The 25,243-nt window shown below is 60.3% G+C and carries 15 protein-coding genes; 2 read left to right on the top strand and 13 right to left on the bottom strand.

The genetic code is table 11. From position 1 onward, the window contains the following. Nucleotides 1-333: 333 nt before the first annotated feature. The 12 genes from pdaA to AC06G8_RS03825 form a co-directional block, all read right to left on the bottom strand. Nucleotides 334-1,194, bottom strand: coding sequence for a delta-lactam-biosynthetic de-N-acetylase (gene pdaA, locus AC06G8_RS03880; protein ID WP_447662385.1), 861 nt, complete (start codon nt 1,192-1,194; stop codon nt 334-336). Between the two features lie 252 nt (nt 1,195-1,446). Beyond that, complete coding sequence (locus AC06G8_RS03875; protein WP_480284427.1) at nt 1,447-2,343, bottom strand: hypothetical protein; 897 nt, start codon at nt 2,341-2,343, stop codon at nt 1,447-1,449. A 237-nt stretch (nt 2,344-2,580) separates the two neighbouring features. Continuing rightward, nucleotides 2,581-4,029, bottom strand: a complete 1,449-nt coding sequence (locus AC06G8_RS03870; RefSeq protein WP_480284426.1) for a SulP family inorganic anion transporter — start codon at nt 4,027-4,029, stop codon at nt 2,581-2,583. A 468-nt stretch (nt 4,030-4,497) separates the two neighbouring features. Continuing rightward, on the bottom strand, nt 4,498-5,628 hold the full coding sequence (locus AC06G8_RS03865) for a hypothetical protein (RefSeq protein ID WP_480284425.1): 1,131 nt from the start codon (nt 5,626-5,628) through the stop codon (nt 4,498-4,500). A 409-nt stretch (nt 5,629-6,037) separates the two neighbouring features. Further along, entirely contained in the window at nt 6,038-7,639 is a 1,602-nt protein-coding gene (locus AC06G8_RS03860; RefSeq protein ID WP_447662381.1) for an FAD-dependent oxidoreductase, read from the bottom strand. Next, nucleotides 7,636-8,559: an ROK family protein gene (locus AC06G8_RS03855; RefSeq protein ID WP_480284424.1), complete on the bottom strand. Its 924-nt coding sequence runs from the start codon at nt 8,557-8,559 to the stop codon at nt 7,636-7,638. The genes AC06G8_RS03860 and AC06G8_RS03855 overlap by 4 nt, the downstream gene beginning before the upstream one ends. Before the next feature lie 51 nt (nt 8,560-8,610). After that, nucleotides 8,611-9,447, bottom strand: coding sequence for a MurR/RpiR family transcriptional regulator (locus tag AC06G8_RS03850; protein ID WP_480284423.1), 837 nt, complete (start codon nt 9,445-9,447; stop codon nt 8,611-8,613). A gap of 2 nt (nt 9,448-9,449) precedes the next feature. Next, on the bottom strand, nt 9,450-10,136 hold the full coding sequence (locus AC06G8_RS03845; protein ID WP_480284422.1) for an N-acetylmannosamine-6-phosphate 2-epimerase: 687 nt from the start codon (nt 10,134-10,136) through the stop codon (nt 9,450-9,452). Between the two features lie 4 nt (nt 10,137-10,140). Continuing rightward, nucleotides 10,141-11,838 (bottom strand): DUF4127 family protein, encoded by a 1,698-nt coding sequence (locus AC06G8_RS03840; protein ID WP_480284421.1) that lies wholly within the window; start codon nt 11,836-11,838, stop codon nt 10,141-10,143. A gap of 118 nt (nt 11,839-11,956) precedes the next feature. Continuing rightward, on the bottom strand, nt 11,957-12,847 hold the full coding sequence (locus AC06G8_RS03835; protein WP_480285380.1) for a carbohydrate ABC transporter permease: 891 nt from the start codon (nt 12,845-12,847) through the stop codon (nt 11,957-11,959). Beyond that, nucleotides 12,841-13,725: a carbohydrate ABC transporter permease gene (locus AC06G8_RS03830; RefSeq protein ID WP_447662377.1), complete on the bottom strand. Its 885-nt coding sequence runs from the start codon at nt 13,723-13,725 to the stop codon at nt 12,841-12,843. Before AC06G8_RS03830 ends, AC06G8_RS03835 begins: the two co-directional genes overlap by 7 nt. 28 nt (nt 13,726-13,753) lie before the next feature. After that, nucleotides 13,754-15,175 (bottom strand): ABC transporter substrate-binding protein, encoded by a 1,422-nt coding sequence (locus AC06G8_RS03825; RefSeq protein WP_480284420.1) that lies wholly within the window; start codon nt 15,173-15,175, stop codon nt 13,754-13,756. A 525-nt stretch (nt 15,176-15,700) separates the two neighbouring features. Here AC06G8_RS03825 and AC06G8_RS03820 point away from each other — a divergent pair. Then, nucleotides 15,701-15,898, top strand: a complete 198-nt coding sequence (locus AC06G8_RS03820; protein ID WP_480284419.1) for a hypothetical protein — start codon at nt 15,701-15,703, stop codon at nt 15,896-15,898. 29 nt (nt 15,899-15,927) lie between these two features. After that, nucleotides 15,928-16,599 (top strand): HAD family hydrolase, encoded by a 672-nt coding sequence (locus AC06G8_RS03815; protein ID WP_480284418.1) that lies wholly within the window; start codon nt 15,928-15,930, stop codon nt 16,597-16,599. A 219-nt stretch (nt 16,600-16,818) separates the two neighbouring features. Here AC06G8_RS03815 and AC06G8_RS03810 read toward each other — a convergent pair whose 3' ends face one another. Then, entirely contained in the window at nt 16,819-25,008 is an 8,190-nt protein-coding gene (locus AC06G8_RS03810; protein WP_480284417.1) for an S-layer homology domain-containing protein, read from the bottom strand. Nucleotides 25,009-25,243 lie beyond the last annotated feature (235 nt).

The following is a 25,243-nucleotide window of genomic DNA, read 5'->3' as shown; positions in this document are numbered from 1 at the left end:
AATGAATTGATCTCCAACGGTTTCAGCAATTGACCATCAACAGATCCATCTACGTCTATAAGGAGCCTCAGCATTTGCCTAACCGGCAGCAACAATCCATATCAACGCAGCTGCCGGACAATCTAACGCAGAGCTGCCGGCAACAATCGAACAACGAAGAGCTGCCAAGAACCTGAACGAATGTGCCTTCCCGATGCCTGAAAAACGGAAAAGGGCCAACCCGAAAAAACGGGTTGACCCATCTTTGCGCTTGTCCCGGAAGGTTATGGCTTGCCGATAACCTTGCCCTTAACCTTGCCCTCAAGCCTCTTCAGCGGAAGGACGCTTCCGGCTTCAACGATAAGTCCGCTGCGTGAGCTGATCCAGGCTTTTGAACGTGTAGCCTTGGCTTCGCGCCGAATCGATGATGCGTCCGAGAGCTTGGGCATTGTCCCTGGATACCGCGTGAAGCAGCAGGACGGCACCGGGATGAAGCTGGCCCATTACGTTGCTGTAGGCATATTCCGCTCCTTTTTGCGCGGAGGTATCCCAATCCTTGTAGGCGACCGACCAGAACACATTGGTGTAGCCGTCCTCCTTGCTCACCTCCAGCATGCGGTCGCTGAAAATGCCTCTAGGAGGACGCAGATAATTCATTTCCCGGAAGCCTGTCAGGTCGGCTACCGCTTTTTTGACACCATCCAGCTCCCGCTTGACCGCATCCGGATGCAGCGTGCTCATATCGGGATGGCTCCAGGAATGGTTGCCGATCAGATGGCCCTCGGATGCCATCCTCTTGACGAGATCAGGCTCCGTCTTGACATAATGGCCCGTAATGAAAAAAATGGCCGGAACCTTCTTCTCCTTCAATACGTCCAGGATCTGCGCCGTAAGCTTGTCCTTCTCATACCCGTTGTCGAAGGTCAGATACAGCTCCTTCTCGGCCGTATTGCCGAGAAAAATGGCCTTATGCTTCTCAAGCATCGGCATGAAGCCCTCCTCGGCTATCGAGGGCAGCTGGCCGTTTTTGCTTTTTTTGAAGCCGAAATGGTAGGGCTTGCTCCATCCTGCCGCCGCTTCCTGATTGTGCTCAGGGACGGCGGCATTCCGATTGGACAGCTGCTCAGGGGCAGCGGCTCCCGCTGCCTGAGCGGAAAGAACAAGCATCGCCAGCATGCAGCCGGCCGCTCCCGCCGCTTTGATTCGGGCTTTCATTCATCGTTGCCTCCTGCCTGTTTAAGTTCGCATACCGGGTTGGTATGTGCAGGAAGCGGGAAAATTATGCGTTCCGAAAGTTCCAGGGGATACTGCGCAACAATTCATGAACGCACATCGAAACATGTATCCTCTTGTGCATAACTTGATTTGTGGATAAGTGAGCAACTTTTTCAATTTCTTCATATTACAGGCTTTTAAACCTGTTCATAGTGTGCACAAATCTGTGCATAACTTCCGTTTCAGCAAGCATCAATCGGGTTTCGGAGAGCGCTCAAGCGAATTCAAGCTCGTGTAGACATAGTCGGAGAAAATACCGCCGTCCTCGGTCTGGTTCGTGTTTACTTTGAAAACGAACCATTGGCCGCCGTATTTCTTGGCTATATATTGCACAAGGAGCGATTCATTGCTCCCCTCCAGGAAGACCGCCGCATCGCGGAAAGGCTCGGGACGCTTCTCCTTCGGAACTTCGGCGAGCCCGGTGCCGGCGAACTCCTTCCGCGCTTCTTCCTTCAGATCGTCCGTCTTGTAATCGGAAGCATAGGGCGTGATGGAAGCTTGCAGGTTGTATCCCTGTGCCGGATCGCCGAACGAGAGGATGCCTTTTTCGGGATCGAAATCAAGCGCGCTGAAAACATACAATCCGAATCCCTTGCCCTGCATGAGGGCGGCCGGCTTCTCCATTGGAGCCGTCTGCACGCTCAGCTTGAAGGTTTTCGCCTTGACCAGCTTGGTGAGAATCAGCTGCTTCACGGTAGCATCTCCTTCTACCGGCTGCTCCTTATAGATGAAGAAAACTTCGCCTCCTTCGACAATGCCTTCCGTACTGGCGCCTTCCGCGAGCTGATAAGCCTGGGGCTTCCCGTCCGATTCGATCTCGACCGTATGCGGATCGGCCGCTCCGTTATAGATGCCGTACTTTCGATGTTCCGCCTGTTCTGGAACCGGAGCGGCAGTCGGCGCGATCGAAGGTTCGGCGCTCGGGGCTGGAGTCGGAGCCGCCGAAGCCGATACGACGGGGCTGGCCTCCGGCGAAGGACTTGCTTCGCCGCCAGCCGCGCCTTCCGGAGCATTGCCTGCGCCGCAGCCTGCGAGCATCAGCATCAGAACCGCGCTGGACAGCGCGAACGTTTTCGATTTTCTTTTCATGTGGGTTTACACCTCCGCTCCTTAAGACGAGCGGGACGAACTCTTGGTTACAGGCGAATGGAAAAAGCCGGCATCGCGGATGAGACCCGCGAAGCCGGCTTTGAATCGAAACCGAATGAACGAAGAACGGGCCGAGCTGGACGAATTTTTCGGCTGCTCGCTCTCCGCTGCTGCAAAAAAAGAAAAAGGACTGAGCACCGGCAGCTCGAACGGCTGGGTTCAGTCCTTTTCATTCTCTCAGTGGGCTCCGCTGCCCAGACCGATACGGTCGACGAGGGTGCGGCTCTGCTCGTTGAGGCCTTCAAGCACGACGCGCTTGCCGGCGGCGGCGTATTTGTCCGCGAGCTTGGCGATTGCGTTGACGGCGGAATGATCCCATACATGGGATTGTCCGAAGTCGATCACGACCTCGTCCGGATCATCACCATAATCGAACTGCTGTCCGAACGCCGTCGTCGTGGCGAAGAATAGCTGGCCCGTGACGAAATAGCGCTTGCGGCCGCCTTCCATCCTTCCTTCCACCTTCATCGCGGAGATGCGGCGGGCGAAAATCAAGGCGCTGATGACGACACCGGCCATGACGCCGTAGGACAGGTTATGCGTCATCACGACGATGATTACCGTCACGACCATGACGATGCTGTCGCCGATCGGAATCCGCTTCAGCTCCGTCAGGGAACGCCAGTTGAACGTTCCGAAGGATACCATGAACATGACTCCGACGAGTGCGGCCATCGGAATCTCCTTGACGACGCTGCTTAGGACCATGATCAGAACGAGCAGGAAGATGCCCGCCGTGAACGTGGACAGGCGCGTCCGTCCGCCTGATTTGACGTTGATGACCGATTGGCCGATCATCGCGCAGCCTGCCATCCCTCCGAAGAATCCGGTCACGATATTGGCGATGCCCTGGCCTTTGACCTCACGGTTCTTGCTGCTCGTCGTGTCGGTCATGTCGTCGACGATATTCGAAGTCAGGAGCGACTCCAGCAATCCGACCAGAGCAAGCGAGACCGAATAGGGCAGGATAATCATCAGGTTGTCCGCATTCGGAACGAAGTTCGGCAGATGGAAGCTCGGCAGCGCGCTCGTGATGTTGCCGATGTCGCCGACGGTGAGGACGTCCAGCTTGAAGCCCATCGTGATCGCCGAGACGATGATGATCGCCGCGAGCGCGGACGGGAACGCCTTGGTCAGCCGCGGCAGGCCGTAAATGATGGCGAGCGTTAGGGCGAGCAGCGCATACATGAGCCAGCCCTGCCCCCGGAAATGAACGAGCTGCGCGGTGAAGATCAGAATCGCGAGCGCGTTGACGAAGCCGTTCATGACCGAGTGCGGCACGAAGCGGATCAAGTGGCCCAGCCGCATATTGCCGATCGCCATCTGGATGATGCCGCAGAGGACGGTGGCTGCGAACAGATACTCCAGTCCATGGTCGCGGACCAGGTTGACCATGAGAAGCGCCATCGCGCCGGTCGCGGCCGAGATCATCGCGGGTCTCCCGCCGAAGAAGGAGATGACGACGGCGATGATGAAGGAGGTGTACAATCCGATCATCGGATGGACGCCGGCAATGATCGAGAATGCGATCGCCTCCGGAATCAGTGCCAGAGCGACGGTGATGCCCGACAGCAGATTCGATTTGGGATCCGTGAACCATTCGTTTTTCCAGTTTGCTGCTTTCAATTCTTTCCTAGACCTCCTGCAGAATGATTTTGGCGACTTTCCAGTCTCAGAAAAGCCGGGTTCCGATGCACTTCGTCCGTAAGCATTATACGGAAGATTCCGATCGAATTGAAGGTTTTTTTGGCCTCGTCGATGGGCGGGAGGGTTTAAAAAAGAAATGAACCTAGAGGAGTCAACGAGAACAATAGCGGCTTCACCGCGGTGAAAGCCATCCTGACAGACGACCTTTCCCCTTCGCTCGCTCTCGTGCCTGACAGCGCAACGGTAGGCGGCCGCTCGGTGCCGGCGGCAACCTGAAGACCGGCATCCCGCTCGGCACGATAGCGCCCGGCCAGCGTCTCGTCATCGCCTTCACTGCGCGGGTGCTTACCATCCCGCGACCAGCCGGCGCCGGCTCCATGCCGTCGACCGAAGAGGAAGAATAACGAAGAAATCCCCCTCGCCTGCTTGACGAGAGGGATTTCATGTTTATTTGACCGGACGGTTGGTGAAGTAAAGCGTCTGCGGGCCCGCCGAGCCGCCGGTCAGGCTGAGCCGGGACGGAACCGTCTTCCCTTTGCGCCCGACATTGAACTCGGAGAGCTGCCACGCCGTCGTGTAGTTCAGGAAGCCGGAATTCAGCAGCTTGCCGCCCCAGCCGATCGTATAATGGCCCGATCCTCCGGACGGGTTCAGATAGACGCCTACTATGCGGCGCTCGTCGCTGTCGTTCTCGATCTCGACCGACATGTCGTAGATGACTCCGTAGTTGCCGGGGTTCAGGACGGCGGCGCCGCTCGTGGCGTCCACGCCTTGCTCGTACTCTCCCGGCATGAAGTCAGCCCACTGGCCGGTAGGCGACGAATCGACCCGAAGCAGGGAATTGCCGGCAGAAGTTTTGTAGACCAGCGTGCCGGTACGGTCGTAATGCGGGAAGGTGCCGCGGATATGCCGGTCGGGCGGCAGCACCGGCTCGGCGAGCGGATCGGCCGGCCGCATCGCATAACCCAGCGTGGTGACGGTCACCGGCGCGGCGCCGCCGGAAGCGGATTCCGCGCTCAGCTGCAGGAAGCCGCTGAGCGTATGCGTCGCGGGCACCTCCGCGGTCCGCCAGTAGGTTTCCCCCGGCTTCAGCACGGCGACCGGACGCTTCGAGCCGCGATCCTTGAGAAAGGCGGCCAGGGCGATCTGGCCGGCTACGTCCGGGTAGTAGTCCACTCCCGCTCCGGAGCCTTCCTCATACAGCTTGACCGTGTAGCCCGACGTATTGGTCACCGCGGCGCCGATCTGCAGCGGCGCTCCCGTATTGTTGAGATGATGGTAAAAGACGCGGAAGGAGCCTGTAACCGTGTCCCGATAATAGGCTCCGGGTACGGTCGGCATTTCCGGAGAATCGCTGAGGATGAGCTGGCCGCCCGTTGGAGTCAGCACCGGCTTCTCCATGGCCTGGGCAGGCTTGAGCGATTCAATCGGTACGGTAACGAACGGCTGGTCTTGCGCCATCGCCTGCAGGCCGGCTCCCGATTCGGGAACGGCGGGCGGCGAAGCGGCTGCCGTTCCGCCCAGCAGCAGGCTGGCGGCAACGAGGCTGTACGCAAGCTTTTGACCATGTGATCTCATGAACAATTCCTCCTGTTCGATCATGGGTTTTCTAGCCCGGCTTCCTTCAGCGGCGGATCGGAAGGGTTTGCGACCCTATTGTCCAGTGTCCCAATCGTCCATGTTGCTCTTCCTTCGATTCCCTTTTCCTTCCGGTTTCATGCCTGCCTGAGAAATCTTCACGGACTCGTTCCCTTTTTCTTCATTGCCTGAACTTTTCGCGCACCGAATTATTGCTCCTGTTTCATTTCCTGCCCGAATGATTGCTCCTGTTTCATTTCCTGCAGCTCTCGTCATTCACCTGCCCGGCTGTCATCCTGCTCCATATTCCTTCCGTCCAAGCGGCAGGCCGCTGCTTTCTCCAGCCCGTTATCCTGCTCGCGGCAGCAGAAACTTCTCAAGAGGGCTGAATTCGCATAAGCCGCATGCCTCACGCTCCCTCGACCACCCCCTTCTCCACATCCTCAGGCCAGTGCATCTCCACGCCGCGGGACGCCAGCAGCTCCTGGTAGCCGTCCAGATGCTCCGCTTCTCCGCGCACCTCGCGCGGCCGCAGCCCGGTGCGAAGGCAATAGGCGGCGAGCGCCCCGGCAGCCTCGCCGATGTTCCACTCCGTCGGGTGCAGGCGGTAGCAGCCGTTGGAAATCTGGGTCGTCCCGATGTTCTTGCAGGCGGGAAGCAGGTTGTTCATCCGCACCGGGATGAGGGCCCCGAGCGGAATCTCGTACGGATAGTTGGGGATGTAGAAGCTCCGGTAGGTCACGGTCGTATGATGAAGATCGAGATGATAGCTGCCGACTCCGACGCTGTCCCCGTACCTTCGGATGCCCTCGCTGCCGCGCATCTCCTTGCTGACGTCGGCCTCCGTAATCGTCTGGAGCGCCTTGATGCGGCGGGATTCCCGGATGTAGACGGACTTGGCGAGGCCGTCCTTCGTCCCCAGCACATCCGGCCGCAGCCGCACGCCAGGCCAGCCCTTGCCCCCGTCGAGCCGCGGCGCCTCCGTCTGCAGCCAGTAGACGACGGACAGCGTCAGCTGCCTCGCCGCATACAGCCGATCCTCCTTGACGGTCGGAGGAACGTCCAGGATCGTGCCCAGATAATAATCGTTCTGGGCCCAGTTGAGCAGCGACAGATCTCCGTCATAGAGAGGAGCCGCAAGATGGCGGGGATCCAGAATCCGGCGGTAATCCCACAAGGAGGTGACGCCCTTGTCGTTGGGCAGCAGGGTGAATTCCTTTTTCTTCGTCGTATCGTTGGCATCGGTCGCGAACCAGCTCAGCAGCGGGTAAGGGGAGAACGGAGGGACGAGATCCCTCCAGTACGAATACATTTCCGGCGGCTTCTCCGGCGTGAAATCCGCTCCCTGAATGTACTCCAATGCCGCCACATGGGTGAACGCCTGCACATCCTCCGGATCGCCCGTCTCCGGCGCATGCGGCTCGCCGCTCTCGCTGCGGGATTCCGAGCCGACCGCATATTCCGTCCCCGTCATCGGGAGCAGATCGCCGCATTCCGTCGCATCCAGCACATAAGGCGCGCGCAGCACCGTGCGGCGGTCCGTCCTGCGGCAGGCGACCGTTACGGAAGAGACCAGGTCTCCCTCCGTCTCTGCGCTGACGGCGGCCGTTTCCTTGAGAATCCGCAGCTTGCCGCTGTTGACGTATGGAGCCAGCATCGCCTCCAATACGGACAGCGCGACGCGGGGCTCATGGGCCAGGCGGCTGACCCAGCCGTTGCCGGGGTTGAGCAGCTTGTTGGCCCGGGCCGCTTCCGTGAGCGGGTAATTGTCCCGGTAATACGCGCGGATCCGCTCCCTCAGCTCCCGGAACGAAGCCGTGCAGCCGCAGCTCTCGATCCATCGATGCTCGTCGGGAGGCACCGCCTGCGAAGTCAGCTGCCCGCCGATCCAATCGGTCTCCTCCGTCAGGATGACCCGGCATCCTTCCCGCGCCGCGGCCAGCGCCGCGGCCGTCCCTCCAAGACCTCCGCCGATGATCAGCACATCGGCTTCCAGCTCCTGCATCTTCATGCCGTCTCCTCCTCCGTCGTTCTTCCCATCAGATCCAGCGCCATCCTTGCGGCGCCGCAGCAGCCTGCCGCCGTGCCGAGCAGAGCCGGACGCACCTCGATCCTCACGCCTTCCGAGGCCAGCGCCTCGTCCAGCAGCGGCCGCCACTCCCGCAGCGAATCCGCGGCGCCGCCTCCCAGCAGGACGGCCTCGGGATCGAGGGCGGCGGCCAGATTGCCGATGAATACGGCCAGCAGCCCCGCATAATTCCGAAGCAGCCGCAGGGCGGCCGCATCTCCTGCCCGGTACCGCTCCATCAGCCCTTCGGGCCCGATCGGACCGAAAGCCGCGGAGGCATCGCGCATGAGCGCCGTGCCCGACAGGTACATCTCCGCGCAGCCGCGGCGGCCGCAGTTGCATGGACGTCCGCCCGGCACGAGCACGACGTGGCCCCAGTCTCCGCCTCCCCAGCGGGCTCCGCGCAGCAGCCTGCCGCCGGCAAGATTGGCTCCTCCGACTCCGGTGCCGAGCGTCAGCATGACCGCATCGCGCAGCCCTCTTCCGGATCCGATCCAGCATTCGCCGAGCAGCGCCGCATTGGCATCGTTATCCACCCTTACCGGCAGCCCGAAGCGAAGTCCGGCCCACTCCGAGAGCCGCATGCCGGTCCAGCCGGGCAGGTTGTCCGTCGCATAGGCGACTTCCCCGCTGCCCGCATCGATGCGGCCCGCGCTGGCGATTCCGATCGCCTCGGACTCGGGATGCCGCTCCAGCAGCAGCGCCGCCAGATTGTCCAGCGAGGAGAGGATTCCCGTCCTGCCGCGGGCCGCTTCCGTCGGCACCGACAGCTCTTCCAGAACACGCCCTCGATGATCCGCTGCGATTCCTTTGATGGAAGTGCCTCCGATATCGATTCCTACCAGCGTCGCGATCCCGCCCACCTCCGATCATCCGTGATCAAGCCTTCATGCCGAAGACAGAGCCGTCCAGGGTCAATAAATCCGTTCGATTACCGCCTTGGCCGTCCGTTCCTTCATCTCCCGCGTACGGGCAAGATTGAGCCGGGCCAGTCCCTCGCAGATCATGTCGATCAGCAGAAGCTGCGAGATCTTCGCTCCGATGGAGCCCCCTTCAAGCGGAGATTCCTTGCCCGCCGTGAGCAGCACGAGATCGGCCGCAGCCGTTATAGGCGATTTGGCGTAATTGGTCACGGCGATGACGTAGGCTCCCTGCTGCCGGGCTTTGGTCAGCATGTCGACCGTGTCGAGGGTGCTGCCGCTGAGGCTGATCCCGAATGCGACGTCCCCGGGTCCCATCGTGACGGCCATCATCGCCTGAAAATGGGCGTCCGCCACAGCTTCGGCGCGCCTGCCGATGCGCAGCAGCCGGTTTTTGGCGTCCAGCGCGGTAATGCCCGAAGCCCCGACGCCGAAAAACTGGACGTAGCCGGCCGCATCCATGCGGGCTACCGCTTCCTCCAGCTTGGCACGGTCGAGCAGGCTCATCGTATCGGCCAGAATCGAGGACGTCTCCCTGTAGACGAGCTCCGCATAATCATCCGGCGTGGCATCGGAATGCCCGCCGCTCTCCTGCTGCCTGCGCGGGCTGTAATCCTGGGCGAGCGCAAGCTTGAAATCCTGGTATCCTTTGAAGCCGATCGCTCTGCAGAACCGCATGACTGTCGTTTCCCCGACGGCGGACAGCTCCGCGAGCTCCGTCACCGAGCGATAGATGATATCCTCCGAAGCGTTCAGCACGTAATCGGCGACCTTCTGCTCCGACTTCGTCAAGGAGGGATAATAGGAACCAACCTTCAATCTCAGATCCATCTCTAGCGGACACTCCTTCTCGCAGCTGCGGCGAACCGCTCTGTAATCAATTGGGGACGGGTAATCGCCGATCCGACGACGACGGCGCAGGCTCCCAGGCCGAGCAGCTTCGCTACCTGGCCCGGATCGCTGATCCGCCCTTCGGCGAACACCGGAATCCGCAGGCTGGAGGCCGCTTTCTCCACCAGCTCGAAATCAGGACCGTCGAGGCTTCTCGAATAAGGCGTATAGCCGGCAAGCGTCGTCGAGACGCAATCGGCTCCTGCACGCTCGGCTTCGAGCGCTTCCTCCAGCGTGGAAATATCGGCCATCGCCGGAATTCCCCTGGCGTGCATATGGCGGACGAGCTGCTCCGCCGTGACGCCGCCCGGCCGCTGCCTGAGCGTCGCGTCGAACGCGATCATATCCGCCCCCGCATCCGCCAGCTCATCCACTTCTTTCATCGTCGGCGTGATGTAGACCGGAGAGCCGGGATAATCGCGCTTGATGATGCCGATGACCGGTATTGCCACCCCGCTCTTGATTTCCGCCACGTCGGCGCCGGAGTTGGCCCGGATGGCGACGGCTCCTCCCTGCTCCGCCGCAAGCGCCATTCTCGCCATCATGCCCGCTCCGTGCAGCGGCTCTCCCTCCAGCGCCTGGCAGGAGACGATCAGCCCGCCTTTCACCTTCCCCCAAAAAGACGTCATGCCGTCATCCCCTTGCCTCGTTGTTGTCGGCGGCTGAAGCCGCCTGCTCCATGGACGGTTCCTGCATGCCGTATTGCCCGGCAGCCGAATATTCCGACGGCCTGCGCTCTTCCGCCGGGACAGCCTCGGCCGCATCGGTCTCGGCTGCATCGGACTTCCTTTCATCGATCCCGGTTGCTACGGACAGCCCCACCTCGAACATCCGCCTCCACGGCATCCGGCAATCCAAGATCGTCACGGAAAGCCCGCTTCCAGCCAGCTCCCTTTCCAGGAAGCCTTTCAGCTCCTCCCGAACCATGGCCGCAGCCCGGCCGCTCTGTCCGTCCACGGCGAAATAGTCCATGCCGAGCTCCTTGATCGGCCCGTCGGCGAGCTGGCGGCGAACGCCGGAGCAGTAGCCGTAGTCCTCCGCGATGCGCAGGCCGAGGAAGTCCAGGTGGCTGCTCGTGCAGCCGAACCGGTCATAGAGCATCAGCTGCGCGAGCACGGTGCCGATGGAGTTGGCGCTCGTGTTCCAGCCGGCGATACCGGCCAGCCGGGGCAGCATGCCCTTCCTGCCGAGCAGCCTCAGCAGCTGCAGGTCGCCTCCGTTCGCGTAGGCGACGTCGGCCACCGCTACGGGCTTGCGCAGCCGGCTCAGCGCGTAATGGCCGTATTCCGCGAGCTCCGCTATGCTCCGCTGCACATCATAGCCGGCATCCGGGCTCAGCTGTCCGTTCGCCTCGCCCATCCTGTCTCCGGGCGAATTGACGAGCAGGAGCAGATCCGCGTCGGCAGCGCTCTCCGCAAGCAAGCCGCCTGCCGCAAGGATATGGAGCTTGATGCTTTCGCCGAGCAGCCGATCCTCATACAGCGGCGTGATCTGCGGCCCCCGCGTGCTGGAATATCTCGGGTAGACGAGCGGAACCGCATCGTGCCTGGCGTTGACGAGCCGGGCGAGCAGCGTGCAGCCCGCCTCGTCCGCTCCCGGATACATGAGCGTCCGCAGCTCGGCTCCCAGCTCCCGGATCCGCTCCCGCACCGCTTGCTGGTCCAGCGCCGTCCAGCCGTAAGGAGCGGCGTCGTCCTGGGGCAGCGCGAGAAAATCGAGCGTGCCGTCCGCCGCCAGCTCCAGCGAAGCCCGGTTGGCGGCGGCGTTCACCGCCCGGCGCTGCAGGTAGTCGTCGCGGACGTCTCCCGGCAGCCGGCTGCGGATAGCCTCCAGCTCGGCCAGCTCCTCCGCCGAAGCCTCGCCCAGCCTTTCCCGGTGGCCGTAATAACCGAGCAGGAACAGCTCCCGTCCCCACTCCCCGTAATAATCCGGCTCCTCGTCGGAGCTGGAATAGCGGGGGCATCTCATCAGGAGGTGGAAGGCGTACAGCTTGAGCGACGGATTGCTTTGGCGGATGCGGCGCAGCCTCTCCAGCGGAGCGTCGGCCTCGTGCTCGCCAAGCCCGTGCAGCCGGGAAGGAACGATGCCGCCGTACAGCAGCGTGTCGATGGATACGATCGCCGCCTCGGCGTCCGCAGCCTCCCGTTCCAGCCAGTCGCCGAGCTCGCGGATGCGGCCCGGCTTCTTCTTGTCGCCCATCCATTCCATCGGCGGGCGCACAAGCTCCAGATCGCTCCCGCGCGACAGCAGCCAAGGAAAATCGTAGTTGCAGGGGCGCTCGTCCAGCGGCAGGTATACGACCTTCGCCTTCGGGCCCGATGTCGGATGCATAACGTCGTCAGCTCCTTTCTTCCCGCATGGCGGCTTCGGCCGGGTGCTGCAGGCCTCATCCTTCCCTATGCGCTCTCCTCCGACAGGAGGCATGCGCCATCGTGAATCCATGCGTTGTCTATCCTTTCACCGCTCCCGAAATTCCTTCCATGTAATACCGCTGCGTGAACAGGAACACGAGGATGATCGGCAGCACCGACAGGATCGTGCCGGCCGCGATCCAGCCGAAGTTGTAGGCGAACTGGCCGTTCAGATACGTCAGCGCCGCCGCGAGCGGATACTTGCCGGGATCGTCGAGCACGACGATCGGCCACAGGAAGTTGTTCCAGTACGCCATGAATTCCAGCAGCAGGATGACGGCGATGCCCGGCTTCACCATCGGCACCATGAGCCGCAGGAAGATCCGCAGCTCGGAAGCGCCGTCGATCTTGCCCGAGTCGCGGATGTCGTCAGGCACGCCCATGAACGTCTGCCGCATCAGGAAGATGTTGAAGACGGACACGGCCGACGGAAGCACGACGCCGATATAGGATCCGATGAGGCCGAGCCAGCCGATCGTCAAGTAATGGACGATGAGCGCAGTCGACGACGGAATGATCATCGTCGAGACGAGGATCGCGAAGACGAGCGAACGTCCCTTGAAACGCATTTTGGCCAGCGGATAGGCGGTCGTCAGCGACAGCACCAGATTGAGCGCAAGGCCGAGCGCGGTGATGATCAGCGTATTGCCGATGTACTTGGGGAAATTGATGAAGCCCCAAACCTCTGTGTAGTTGGTCAGCTTGACGAAGGTCGGGAAGATCGGCGGCGGGAAGGCGAATACGTTCTTTCCCGGCATGAGGGACACGCTGAGCAGCCAGAGAAACGGCCCCATCATGAACAAGGCCAGCAGCAGAAGCAGCAGGTAGCCGACCGCCAGCGTCAGAATGCGGCGCGGCTGCCTGCTGCGCCGGGTATTCCGTTCCAGGCTTTGGACGGAGCGGTCCATACTCGGTTGATTCATCAATATGGATTCACCCCGCCTTTCTGATTGACCCGGAATACGATGATGCTGACGACGCCGACAATGACGCTGACGATCAGCCCGAGCGCCGAGGCATACCCGTAATTCAGCTTGGTGATGCCTTCCTGGTAAATATAGAGGCTGGAGGTCAGCGTCGCGTTGCCGGGTCCACCGCTCGTCAGCACGAACATCTCGTCGAAGACGCGGATCGCCCCCATGAGGGAAATGAGGCTGCAGAAGAAGACGTACGGACGCAGCAGCGGAATGGTGATATGCCGGATCCGCTGGGCCGCCGTAGCTCCGTCCACGATGGCCGCCTCGTACAGATCGGCGGGAATCGCCTGGAGGCCGGCCAGATACAGCATCATGTAATAGCCGAGCCCTTTCCACAAGGTGATGAACATGAGCACGTAGAGAGCGGTCGAGCTGGTCGAGAGCCAGCCGATCTTCTCGTGGATGATGCCGAGCTCCAGCAGGATGTAGTTGACGAGGCCGTTCTGGCTGAGCAGCCAGTTCCACATGAGCGCGACGGCGACCATCGAGGTGACGACCGGAATGTAATAGGCCGCCCGGAACGCCTTGATGCCCGGTATGCGGCTGTTGACGAGGATCGCCATCAGAATCGACAGCAGCTGCAGCACCGGAACGACGATGACATACGTCATCGAATTCCGCAGGGATGCGATGAAGCTGTCGTCCTTGAACGCCTTGACGAAGTTGTCCAGGCCGACGAAATCCGTCTCACCGAGCACCGAGTAGTTGGTCAGCGCGAGCGGGATGCTGTACAGGATGGGAAACAAAACGAAAACTCCGATAACGAGAAGGCCCGGAGCCATGAAGCTCCAGGCCGGAAGCGCATCGGAAGCGAGGGTTCTTCTGCGCATGCCAGTTCACCGTCCTAAATGTGTTTCGTTATTTGGTCGGGGCTTTGATGGCCTCGTTCACTTTGGCAGCCGCTGCATCCAGTCCCTTCTTGACGTCGCCGCCGTTCAGGATGATGTTCTGCAGCTCCTTGGAGACGGCGGTATTGATGTCTCCCGCTGCGGGTATGCCCAGGTAATACTCTTGCGCCTTGTCAAGGCTTTGCGCCGAAGCGATCTTGGCCTGGGATTCCAGCGTATTGTCGGATTCGGAGAAGAATGGATCCTCGATCGATTTCTTGGTCGACGGCAGCGTGTTGGAATCCTTGGAGAAGGCGGTCTGATTGTCCGCGTTCGTGACGAAGGCGGCGAAGTCGGCTGCTGCCTGCGGATCCTTGGAGCCCTTCGGCACGACCAGATTCATGGAGTTGGAATAGCGCAGATCCGCCTTGCCCGTCGGCAGCGGCACCGCGATCGTGTTTTTGTACACATCTGGAGCGGATGTCTTGAGGAAGTTGATGAAGGATGGCCCGGACAGCTCAAAGGCCACCTGCTCGCTGGAGTAATACTGGATCTGCTTGTCGAACTTGGCGTCGTCCTTGACGATGACGCCCTCGTCCACGAGGGATTTCAGCTGCTGCACGACTGCCGCGCCGGCATCCGTATTGAAGGCTGCGCCGGTCCGCGCCTCATCCAGGATCGGAACGCCTTCGCTCGGAAGGATATTCGCGCCGAACTGGGTCGCGTACCCCGAAGCGCCCGTCTTGGCCTTGATCTGCCTGGACCACTCATAGAGCTCCTCCTTGGTTTTGGGAGGATTGGCGGGATCGAGCCCGGCTTTCTTGACCAGATTGGTGTTCATGTAGAGGACTTGAGTGCCGGTATACCACGGCAGAGCGTATGCTTTTCCGTCAAAGACGGTGGAATTGTAGATGCCGTCGAAGAAGCTGGTTTTCACCTCGTCGCTGATGAGCGGATTGATGTCGGCAAGAGCGCCCTTGGAGGCAAGCTGGCTGGCGAATTCCGTGTTGAGGTTGACGACGTCGGGAGAATTGCTGCCGCCTGCGGTGGCGAGCAGCTTGGCCTGGATGGCGTCGTACGGATAGTCCTTCCAGTCGATGGTGACGCCGGGATGTCCCTGCTCGTACTCGTCGATCAGCTTGTTGAAGAAGTCGTTGAACTTCGGCTGGAGGGAGATCGTCCAGAACTCCAGCTTCACGTCCTTGGCAGGGGCAGGACTGCCGCTCGGGGCGGCGCTGGCTCCGGCCGTCGGAGCGGGTGATGCGGCGCCGTCGTTGTTCGCGCCGCTGTTGTTGCCGTTGTTGCCGCATGCGGCGCTCAGCAGGAGCAGCGCTCCCAGAGTTCCCGCCGTCGCTGCCTTGCGCAGCGTTGCGGATGACGGACGGTTCGCGGGGCTTTGAGCCGCACTTTGATGCTTGACGGCTGTTTCCTTGCCTTCTGCTTGCTTTACCATACCATGAGCCACCCTCTCTTGATTTCATAGACTTGCAGGACAAGTACGAAGAAAACGGGAGAAAAGAGAAACCATGCCGTTCTTGACCAAGTTGAGGAAAATGTGGAATTGGTAAATCTTGCTTAGAGTATAGCAATAGAGCTCCGCTTTGAGAAGCATTATTATCCAAAATTTCTGATTTTTCTGGAGAATTTTTTCTCCACAAGATGAATAAGACATCGGAAAGGAGGCGTTGAGGGCTTGCTTGAACACGGAAAACCGCAAGCAAGCTCTTGCCCGGCTTGGTTTTTGGCCGATCCAGCTGAAGCCCGGCTTAACCTTCTTTCTTCAATTATGCCGTCCACATAAACGGCTCTGAGCATGGAAAAATCGAGAATGACGGCAGGATCGCCTTTCCGGCAAACCTGGAAGCAGTTTGATTCGTCTTGGGATCAACTGGCACGGGAGCGATACCGTCGTTTTCGGGACGGTACGACAGACAGGCGATCATCACAACGGATCCGGGTCAGCCATGAGGCAAACCCCTTGTTCGATCCCAAGGGAAAGTATCCGCTCGTAGCGTATCAGGCATTTTACATGACTGAGGTTCAGGAACGTCTGCCCTTCATATCCGAGCATGAATGCACCGCGCGGGTCTGGGTGGAGCCCGATCAGGCTGCTTGCGCTCTGGACGACCATGAACTGGCGAGGCTGATCGTGAAGACGGCCGTTCAGGAGAAGTAACTCTATCAAAAGGAAGTGGCTCTATTACGATGGCAATCAAGCTGGTATTGTTCGATTTTGACGGCACGCTCGCGGACACGCTTCCGCTTTCCTTCAGCGCCTTCAAGTCGGTGTTCAAGCAGTTCGGGGACCAGGAGCCGACGAATGATGACATCGTGGACATGTTCGGTCCGACGGAGGACGATATCATCCGGAGAAACATCCCGGCCGGCTGCTCCGCAGAGGAAGCGATCCGGCATTATTATGACGTCTATGAAAAGGGCCACCGCGACGGGACGATGTCCGGAGACTCCGATATCGCCGCTCTGCTGGACATTCTCCACGGCAAAGGAATTACGATGGGCGTCATTACGGGCAAGAGCCGGAGAGCCTACGATATTTCAGTCGATGCCCTGAACATTGCCGACTACTTCGCCATTTCCGTAACGGGAGACGATGTGGACAAGCCGAAGCCGGATCCCGAAGGAATCCTGCTGGCGCTTGGCAAGCTCGGAGCCTCCCCGGCGGAAACGGTCTTCATCGGCGACAGCAACGCGGACATTCTGGCCGGACGGGCGGCGGGCGTCCGCACCTTCGGCGTCCGCTGGCTCTCCACCTTCCAAAGCGCTCAGTACGACGTGCAGCCTGACGGCCTGTTCAGCAGCACGGGAGAGTTCCTGCAGCTGCTGAATGCGGAGGATGCCGGCGGCAGCGGTGCCTGATGACAGGCGGACAAGAAATCCAGGTCGTAACCGGCCTATTATTAAGTCGATCGATATCATCAATTTCAACAAAGGTCGACTTGACCTGAACAAGAAATGGCCGAAGATTTATCAAGGCCCAACAAGAAGGTTTTACTCTATTTGCTGAAGCAAGCATTCGACTCCGCCACAAAAAAAAGGCCGGCGGACTGGAAACCCAGCCGACGGCCTTGCTTTTTTCTAAAGCGGATAGGCAAGCTGGTACAGCCTCTCCAGCAGGACGGCTGCTTCCGCTCTCGTCAGAGACGCTGCAGGGTTCAGATAACCGTCGCTGCCTTGAAGGAGGCCCGCTTCCAGAAGCGACGCCGCGCTTGACCGGGCATAGGCCGCGAAGCTGTCTCCATCCTTATAAGCATTCAAATTCCGGGTCTCTCCGCCTGTCTTCATGCCTGCCGCCTTCATGGCTCCTGCGATCATGACCATCATATCCTGGCGGGACACGGACACTTGCGGATGAAAGACATTTCCGCCCTGTCCTTTCACAATGCCCATCGCCCGGGCGGAAGCGACCGCTTCCTCATAATAAGCGCCGCTCTCGATATCGCCGAATGCCTCTTCGGCTTCCGCATGCAGATCCAGAACTCTCATGAGCAGCGTGACGGCTTCCGCTCTTGTAACCGGACGACCCGGCGAATACTCGCCGGCTTGCGTGCCGTTGACGGCTCCCTTGGAAGCCAAGGATTCGATCGCCGGACGCGCCCAATCATGACGCAGCAGGTCGCCGAAAGTCCGCTCTGCCGATACGACCGCATATCGGCCGAAGCTTCTGACGATGGCCTTCATGCTCTGTGATGCCGGATCATACCGTCCGCTGACAACCGGATCCGCCTTTCCATCCGGCTGAATCGCCCATACGGTCAGCCGCTGGGAATGAGCCGACTCGGACGCCGAAGCCTTGTAAGGGAGCTGCAGCTCGACGGTTTTTTTGGCCGAGCTCCAAGAGGCAGGCTTGCCGTCGATCCGCGCTAGCAGCTCGACCGCAGGACGGCCGCCGGAAGCCGCAAGGACAGCCGCCGATGCTTGCGGCAGGCCGCTCTTGCCGAGCGAGACGGCGATCGTTCCGGCGCTGCCGTCCAGTCCTGCGAACATATCGCCGGAGAGGACGAAACGTCCAATAGGCGTAGACACCGCTATCCGGAGCTTGCTGTAATGGGCCAGATAAGCTGCCGGCAGGCTGAGCTCGTACCGTTCCGAGCCGCTGGCGGCCTGGATCTCAAAGGCTATTGCGGTCATCCCGTCTGCGTTCGCCGAAGCGGCGTCTATGGCTGCCTTGACGGCTGCCTCGTCAAGCGAGAGCACAGCCGTGCCTGCAGCCGCGGAGCCTGGAGCCGGACTCGGGCTTGGCTGCGTGCCCGGGCTTGGAATTGGATTCGGATCCGTGATTGGATCCGGGCCTGGTTTCGGACTCGGGCTCGGACTCGCACTTGGATTCGGGCTCGGGCCCGCACTTGAGCCTGGGCTCGGGCTCGGACTTGGACTCGGACCTGGATCCGTGCCCGGCTCCTTCTTCTCTTCCACCCGGATGATGCCCTCTACCGGCAGCACGTCATAGTAGAGGAACGATCCTTCCCCTTCGGATACAGGCTTCAGCATCCGTGTGATGCCGCCCTGCCTGACCTCGGCCTCCGTCCAGCCTGCCGGCACCTTGGTGCGCAGCGTAAGCGGCTGGTCATAGATCGGACTTTCCGGCAGTCCTGTCATCGTGACTTCAATGGCTCCGCCGGCTGCTGCCGCTGCCTGGACTTGGACGCTTTGCCTTTCGCGGAGATATTTGCCCACTTCGTTCAGAGTGCCGTTCCACAGCGCGTCTTTTCTATCCTTCACATAGCCGTAATGCCCGTCGAACAGGCTGAGCGGAGGCGAGGACCAGCCCTCTCCGTCATTGCCATGCCCCGTCAGAATGAGCCAGTTGCCCTTGGCAATGCCGAAGTCGGTCCAGTCGGCCAGCTTTTGCACCGTAGTCGTGCTGTCGGCCATGATGCTGCTGAGATTGTAATACTTGGACGTTCCGGGAGCATTGCCGGCATTGCTGCCGCCGCCGCGTGCTGCCGCAAAATGCTTGGCCACCTCTGCCGTTACCGCTTCATTCGTCGCATTGTACGGAAGCGCAAGCGTATCCGGATTGAAGCCCGTATGCGCCTTGATCTCCGCTATAGACTTCTCGAGCTCGGCCTTCACCTCGGACGGGGTCAGAGCGGTCAAATCCCGATGAGTGGCCGTATGGCTCGCAGCATCGAAATAGCCTTTGCCAAGCAGCGCCTTCCACTGCTCCCACGATCCGGTGGAAGCTCCCACATCGTTATAGCTGTTGTCGATCCAATCGCTGACGAGAGCGAGCGTGCCCTTGAGGTCGTATTTCTCATGCAAGCCGGCGAACCGGAGCACCGAGTCGTAGATGCCGTCATCGTACACGATCGTGTACGCGCCCGGCTTGCAGTCCTTCCATGTGCACACCTCGGTCTCGCCCACAGCTCCGGCAGCGCCCTTGAGCTGCTTGGCTACCGCGCCTGCGATCGTCCATGCTCCCTTGGGATTCGGATGGACCTTGTCCGGGAAATCGGCCGCTTGTCCGGCGGTCGCCGCGTTCACGTCGATTACCGCCGCTCCGGTCGCCTCCGCCGCCTGCTTCACAAGCGGAACGACCCCGTTCTGGAGCACGGAGGACAGGATGCCGTAAGCCTCGTTCGGATCGTCGTTGTATACCGTCGGCGGCAGATTGACGTATACCTTGGGATGGCTCGGCAGATCCTGATAGATTCGAATCATTTCTTCATAATCGGACCGGAAGCTGTTGACGCCGTTCTTCCAGTTCCAGGTTTTGGTGTCGTTCGTTCCAAGCTGGATGACGACGATATCCGGCGCATAGCTCTTGCTGGCCGCAAAGGCCGCTTCGTTCCAATACGGATCGTCGCCGCTCTTCATCAGCGTCCGGCCGCTGACGCCGAAGTTCTTCACTTCATACTTGCCGCCGAGCAGAGTCTGCAGCTGCGCGGGATAGCTGGTCACGCCCGCATAGTCCATGCCCGCGCCAGCCGTGATGCTGTCGCCGACTGCCGCCACCTTGATGCGGCTTTCTGGCTGCGGCTTCTCCGGGATCTTCTCCGTATAGGTCGCGGGGATCTCATCCGTCGGATACTCGGCAAAATACAGATCGTCGAAGTGATACACGCCCGGATTCCACTCGGCGAGCCGAATTTCCTTGAGCTTGCGGATATCCGCGGAGGTTTTCGCCAGTGGGACATATACCTTCGTCCACTGCCCCTTCACGGAAGGCACATCCGTCCAATTGCCGTCGGACACATTGCCGTCCGTATCCACGAACGTAATATGAACCGTATTCGAGCCCTGCATATCCTTCACATAGAAGGCCAGGTAATTGAAATCGGAAGCGTCGATCGATGCCGCCCCTCCCTGAGGACGGATGAGGACGGATTGGGCGTCAGGACCCGGCGCGCCGCCGCTGCCCTTCACCTCGAGCTTCACGCTGCCCTTGCCTCCCGGGTTGACGCCAAAGCCTGTATCCACCTCGGCAACCGCGTTCTTCCCTTGACCGACCGTGACGCCCTCCTCCTCGAACGACTGGAACCAGCCGCTGGAGCCGGCCGGATAGGATTCCGGCATGGCGCCGTCCTTGTACGTCGCTGCATAAGCATTGTCGATCAGCAGCTTGTCGCCGGACGACACGCCGATGCGGATCTCCGTAATCGCCATCGTGTTCAGCCTGCGGCTGGAGAGCGGCACTCCCTGCGCATCCGCCAGAGAAACGCTGAGACGGGCCCATTTGTCCAGGACCGTGCTTTCTTCCGTCACGGAGCTCCAGGCCCTTCCTTCGGAATCGATCAAGGTGACGGTCAGAGGCCGCCCTCCCCGGCTGTCCTTGGCAAAGAAATTCAATTGATTGTACACAGACAAATCGCTGTTGATCGTTCCTCCCTGCGGCACGAAGGAAACATGCGAGCCGTCCGTCCCTTCGCCGGCGTCGATCTCCAGGCTGCGGCCGCTTCCGCCGGCGCTGTCCGAAGACGGCTCCAGCCGGATGCCGCTGTCCGATGCACGGAAGCCTTTGCCGGAATCAAAGCTTTGGAACCAGGCCGATATGCCGGCGGGAACCGGCTTTTCGCCTCCATCCGTATGGGTATAGCGGTCATAGCGCTCCGCCAGCACATCCTTGACCGGCTTCGCCGTTTTGCGATCCATATGGTAAAGCCCCATCGTCTGCAGGCCGGTAATGTTGGTATACCAGTTGTAGGCCGTCCACCAGGCCGCGCCGCTCAGCAGGCCGGAAGCGTTCGCCATGCCGTCCTCCTTGACCGTCGCCGTTCGGGCAAAAGCATTGAAGGTGCCGGTGAACAGCTGCGTCTGCCTCGTATCGGCAGGGCTTTCATCGCCGGACCAATACCCGTACTCCGTCGCGATAATCGGCTTGCCCGGATGCAGGGCGGATATGCGCTCGATCTCCTCCTGCGTCTCGGCATCGGTGTTGGCTCCGTAGAAGGCTCCGAAATACATGGTCATGCCGATTACGTCCGCCCCCGAGTGGGAATGGTCGCTCTCGCCCTCGTACGGGTTCGCCACAGCCGATTGGCCGACAAGCCGGGTGCCGTCGATGGCATGCGCCGTATCGCGCATCTCCGCGATGTAGTTGACCCTCTCCAGCTGTCCCGCGGATTCATTGGCGACGCCGTCGAACCAGACCGAGGGACGGTTGTAGTTGCTGAAAATCATTTCCTCCAGCATCTGCTTAGCCTGTCCGCGCTGGCGCTGCAGATCGAAGGCCGCTCCGCTGAACCAGTAGGCCGGGATCTCCTGCCAGACGGCGAGGCCGATCCGGTCGGCGTATTGATACGTCGCCAGGCTGTGCGGGAAATGTCCCGTCCGGATGAAGTTGGCCTTCATATCCAGCTTGATTTTGCTCAGATCGCTGTAGCGGGTCGCCGGTTCGAGCGACGGTCCCTTGTCGGCGCTGTCTTCCGTATAGCCCATTCCGGCCAGGAACGGCGCAAGCTCGCCATTGAGCTTGATCTGAACGCCGTCCGCCTCCAGCGTCCGGATGCCGAACTGGGTGAAGAAGCTGTCCTTGACGGAGCCGTTCTGCTTGAGCTCGACCTTGAGAATGTACAAATTCGGATGAGCCGGACTCCACAGCTTCGGATTCGGGATCTGAAGCCGCAGCTTGTTCACCGCTTGCCCGACCGAGGCGAGCGCTGCATTCGCGCTGCCCGAAGCGACGGCCTGACCTCCTGCAAGATCCTCCGCATATTCGCTGAGCCGGTTGTCAGCCTTCACATCGGCCTCATAGATGGAATAAGTCAGCTGTGCCTGGCTGTCCGCGCCGCCGGCATTGTCCAGGAAGGTGCGGACATCGACCGCGCCGCTGATGTCGGGCACCGTCACATCGCTGCGGACAACATGAGCCTGCGGCAAAAATTCCAGGTAGGCATCACGCAGAATGCCGGTGTAGTTGAACCAGTCGGAAGTTTTGTACGGCAGAATTTCTCCGTTGTCGAAGCTGTCCCACTTCGGATTGTCCACGCGGACGGAAATCACGTTGTCCCCGCCGTAGTTCAGCCACTGCGCCGCATCGAGCGCGAACGGCGTGTAGCCGCCCTGATGGCCGCCGGCATAATGGCCGTTGATCCATACATCCGCATAATAGTTGACGCCCAGGAAGGAAAGCCGGACGGGCTGCCCTTCCAGCGACGCGTCGACCTCGACATGCTTGCGGTACCAGACGCCTCCCTGGTAGCCGGACTTGTCGCTCTTGCCCTCCGGTCCGCTCACGGATTCGTACGGACCCATCTCGTCTTCCGGCATCGGAAGCGTCTTGCCGGCCCAGCCCGAATCGTCATAGCCCGGCTGCTGCCTGCCGTCCGCTTCCTCTTCCAGCGCCGCTTGCCGCTCGCTGCCGCGGGGAGAAGCCGAAAGGGCGGAATCCAGATCCATGCGCTGCTTCTTCCAGCCTCCGCTGAGTGAAAGGTAGGTCCGGTCCTTCTGCTTCTCGAACGAGCCGAGCGGCACGCCGTTCGCATAAGGAAGAGCTTCTCCGCCGACGTCCTTCAGCGCGAGCTGGGTGTAGCCTTCGTTCGGAAAGCTTCCGTCCGCGCCAACGCCCAGATAAAATTCATCGATATAGTAGATGCCGGCCTTCTCCGGCTTCACCGTCACCTGGCTCAGCTGAGCGAAGCGGAAATTCGCCGTCTTGTCGAGCGGCACGGCGATCCGGTTCCAGCTGTTCGCAGCGGTAGCCGCTTCGGACACGGCATCCAGCGTCCTGCCCCCGGAATCCGTCAGGCGCACCTGAAGCTGCTGTCCTCCCTGGGCGTCCCAGACGTAGAAGATCAGATGGCTGAACGCTGTCGCATCCATCTCCGGACGGTAGTCGTAAGGCTTCGTCTTGTCCGGAGAAGCCCCGAGCGCCTGCGGCATGATCCCGATGCCGTTCACGGCATAATCGGCAGAGTCGGCTGCCACCACGGCCTTGATGCTGAAGGAATGATGCGGATTCGCCGAGCGCTCCGCGGTCACTTCGGCGGCAACGCCAGTACCGGCGGCGAGGCCGTACTTGCCGTCCTGTCCCTTCGTTTCAAAGCTCTGATACCAGACCGAGCCGGTCTGATGCGCCCCGTCGAGGAAGCCCGGCAGCTCGTCGTCTTCGCTCATCGCGAAGAAAATATCATCAATATAGTAGACGCCGGCGTTGTATTGGCCGATGTCCACGGACTTGATTCGGGAAAGGTCGATGCCGGTCTCCCCGTTCAGCGGAAGCAGAATCTTGGTCCATTTGTCCTTTTTGGAGTTGACCGAACCCCATTTGTCCAGCACGGCTCCATCGGCATCGTACAGGCGGATCTCCGCGCCGTTGGATCCCTGGGTATCCTTGATATAGAAAGCCAGGTACTTGTAGCCGGAAGCATCGAAGCTCTCTCCCGACTTGGGAAGCGCCCGCATGTAGCTGTTGTTCACATACGGCCATCCGCTCGCTGCAGTCGTCAGCTTGACGCTGGTCTTTTCGGCTGAGCTCGGCACGTCATCCGACAACTCGACGGTCGCGCCGCTGCCCGCTGAGCTGCCTTCCCCGTTCTCGAAGTCATGGAACAGCTTGGTCGCCTCGGGCTCATAGGCAGGCGAGAGATCGCTCTCATTTTGCGCCAAATAAAGGTCGTCATAATAGTACTTGTTGTTCCAGCCCCAGAAAGTGCCCAGCTGAATTTCGCTCAGCTTCGAGAAGTCCAGCTTGGACTTGTCCAGCTTTACGGTCATTTGGACCCATTTGTCCGGCTCTGTCTTGGCGGCCTGGCCCGAATCGGTATCCCATACGCCTCCGTCCGCATCCTTGAAAACGATGTGGATGTTGGATCCCGCCTGAGCCGTCGTATCCTTGACATAGAACTTGAGATAGCTGTAGTTGGAGGCGTCCGTGTAAGCCGCTCCCGTGACGGAGGCATCTCCCTGCGGAGCGATTCTCACGCCGTAGACGCCCGTATCCCACGCCTCGTTGCTATCCTTGCCGTCGCCGCCAATATAGGAATGGTGCACGGCCTCCAAGCTCCCCGCGCTGGATGAGTAAGCGCTCTGGGATCGCACAGGCCTCGCCGCCGTTGCGCTGCCTTGGCCCATCAGTCCGTAGCTGCCGTCTTGTCCAGGCTCATCGAAGCTCTGGTACATGAGCGGAGCGGCTGGAGACTGGGGCTCCTCCGGCTCGTCCGGATAGGCGGGCGGGAGATCGTCGGCTGTCTTGGCGAAGTACAGCTCGTCAAAGGAATAGGTATTTCCCCAGCCCCAATATTCCCCGATCGATACCGATACGAGCCTCGAGAAATCAAGCTGGGACTTGTCCAGCTGGACGGACAGCCGGGTCCACTGGTCCTTGACGGAATTGATGCCGTCCGTAGGAGCGTTCCAGCTGCGTCCATCCGCATCCTTGAACACGATGTTCGGATTATGGGCATCCCCGTCCAAGACATAAAAGCTGAAGTAGCTGTAGCTGGAAGCATCGTAGTATGTATTCCCGGCTACCGTATAAGCCTCATCGTCCTGCGGTCCTGCGCGGAACCCGTACACATCCGTATTCCATGCTCCTCCGGATGGATTGTTGTCGTTCGTCTGCACGAGACGAACGCTTTTCTTGCTGGAGACATAAGCTGTTTGGACTGAGCTCACCGCTGCGGATGAAGCGCTTCCAATAGCTTGAATGCCGAAATCCCCGTTCGCTCCAGCCTTCTCGAAGTTCTGATACCACCGGGACGGAGCCGCATCTCCTTCCTCCGCGCTGGCGGTATTCCTTCCAAGCGCGCCCGTGAGGACAGACGTCCACATGAGAATCAACGCCAGAATGAATGCGGTCGTTCTGCCCGTCTTTCCTCGCCCCATCCTACTCTGCATCCAAATCACAGCCCCTTTCAGACTGAAATGAAATCGATTACATTAATCGGTAAAAAAATTTGCCCCTCTTTGCCGTTGCCTTTCACGCCCTGAAAGAACACCTCTTCTAATCGATTGATGTAATCGATTACACGGATATTATATTTTCCGTTCGTAAATGTGTCAATCCATTTTATTTCTCTTCCAAAAACCGTCCGAAACGGGGAAATACGAAGCTGACCAG

The organism is Paenibacillus sp. SJS-P3, from assembly GCF_056711585.1.
Note: the sequence above shows the minus strand (reverse complement) of the source record. Positions and strands in the feature narration are given on the sequence as shown.

Coding starts and splice junctions, on each gene's coding strand:
- pdaA (WP_447662385.1), bottom strand. CDS start 1,194: ATGAAAGCCCGAATCAAAGCGGCGGGAGCGGCCGGCTGCATGCTGGCG.
- AC06G8_RS03810 (WP_480284417.1), bottom strand. CDS start 25,008: ATGGGGCGAGGAAAGACGGGCAGAACGACCGCATTCATTCTGGCGTTG.
- AC06G8_RS03875 (WP_480284427.1), bottom strand. CDS start 2,343: ATGAAAAGAAAATCGAAAACGTTCGCGCTGTCCAGCGCGGTTCTGATG.
- AC06G8_RS03840 (WP_480284421.1), bottom strand. CDS start 11,838: ATGCATCCGACATCGGGCCCGAAGGCGAAGGTCGTATACCTGCCGCTG.
- AC06G8_RS03845 (WP_480284422.1), bottom strand. CDS start 10,136: ATGACGTCTTTTTGGGGGAAGGTGAAAGGCGGGCTGATCGTCTCCTGC.
- AC06G8_RS03860 (WP_447662381.1), bottom strand. CDS start 7,639: ATGAAGATGCAGGAGCTGGAAGCCGATGTGCTGATCATCGGCGGAGGT.
- AC06G8_RS03830 (WP_447662377.1), bottom strand. CDS start 13,725: ATGCGCAGAAGAACCCTCGCTTCCGATGCGCTTCCGGCCTGGAGCTTC.
- AC06G8_RS03850 (WP_480284423.1), bottom strand. CDS start 9,447: ATGGATCTGAGATTGAAGGTTGGTTCCTATTATCCCTCCTTGACGAAG.
- AC06G8_RS03815 (WP_480284418.1), top strand. CDS start 15,928: ATGGCAATCAAGCTGGTATTGTTCGATTTTGACGGCACGCTCGCGGAC.
- AC06G8_RS03825 (WP_480284420.1), bottom strand. CDS start 15,175: ATGGTAAAGCAAGCAGAAGGCAAGGAAACAGCCGTCAAGCATCAAAGT.
- AC06G8_RS03865 (WP_480284425.1), bottom strand. CDS start 5,628: ATGAGATCACATGGTCAAAAGCTTGCGTACAGCCTCGTTGCCGCCAGC.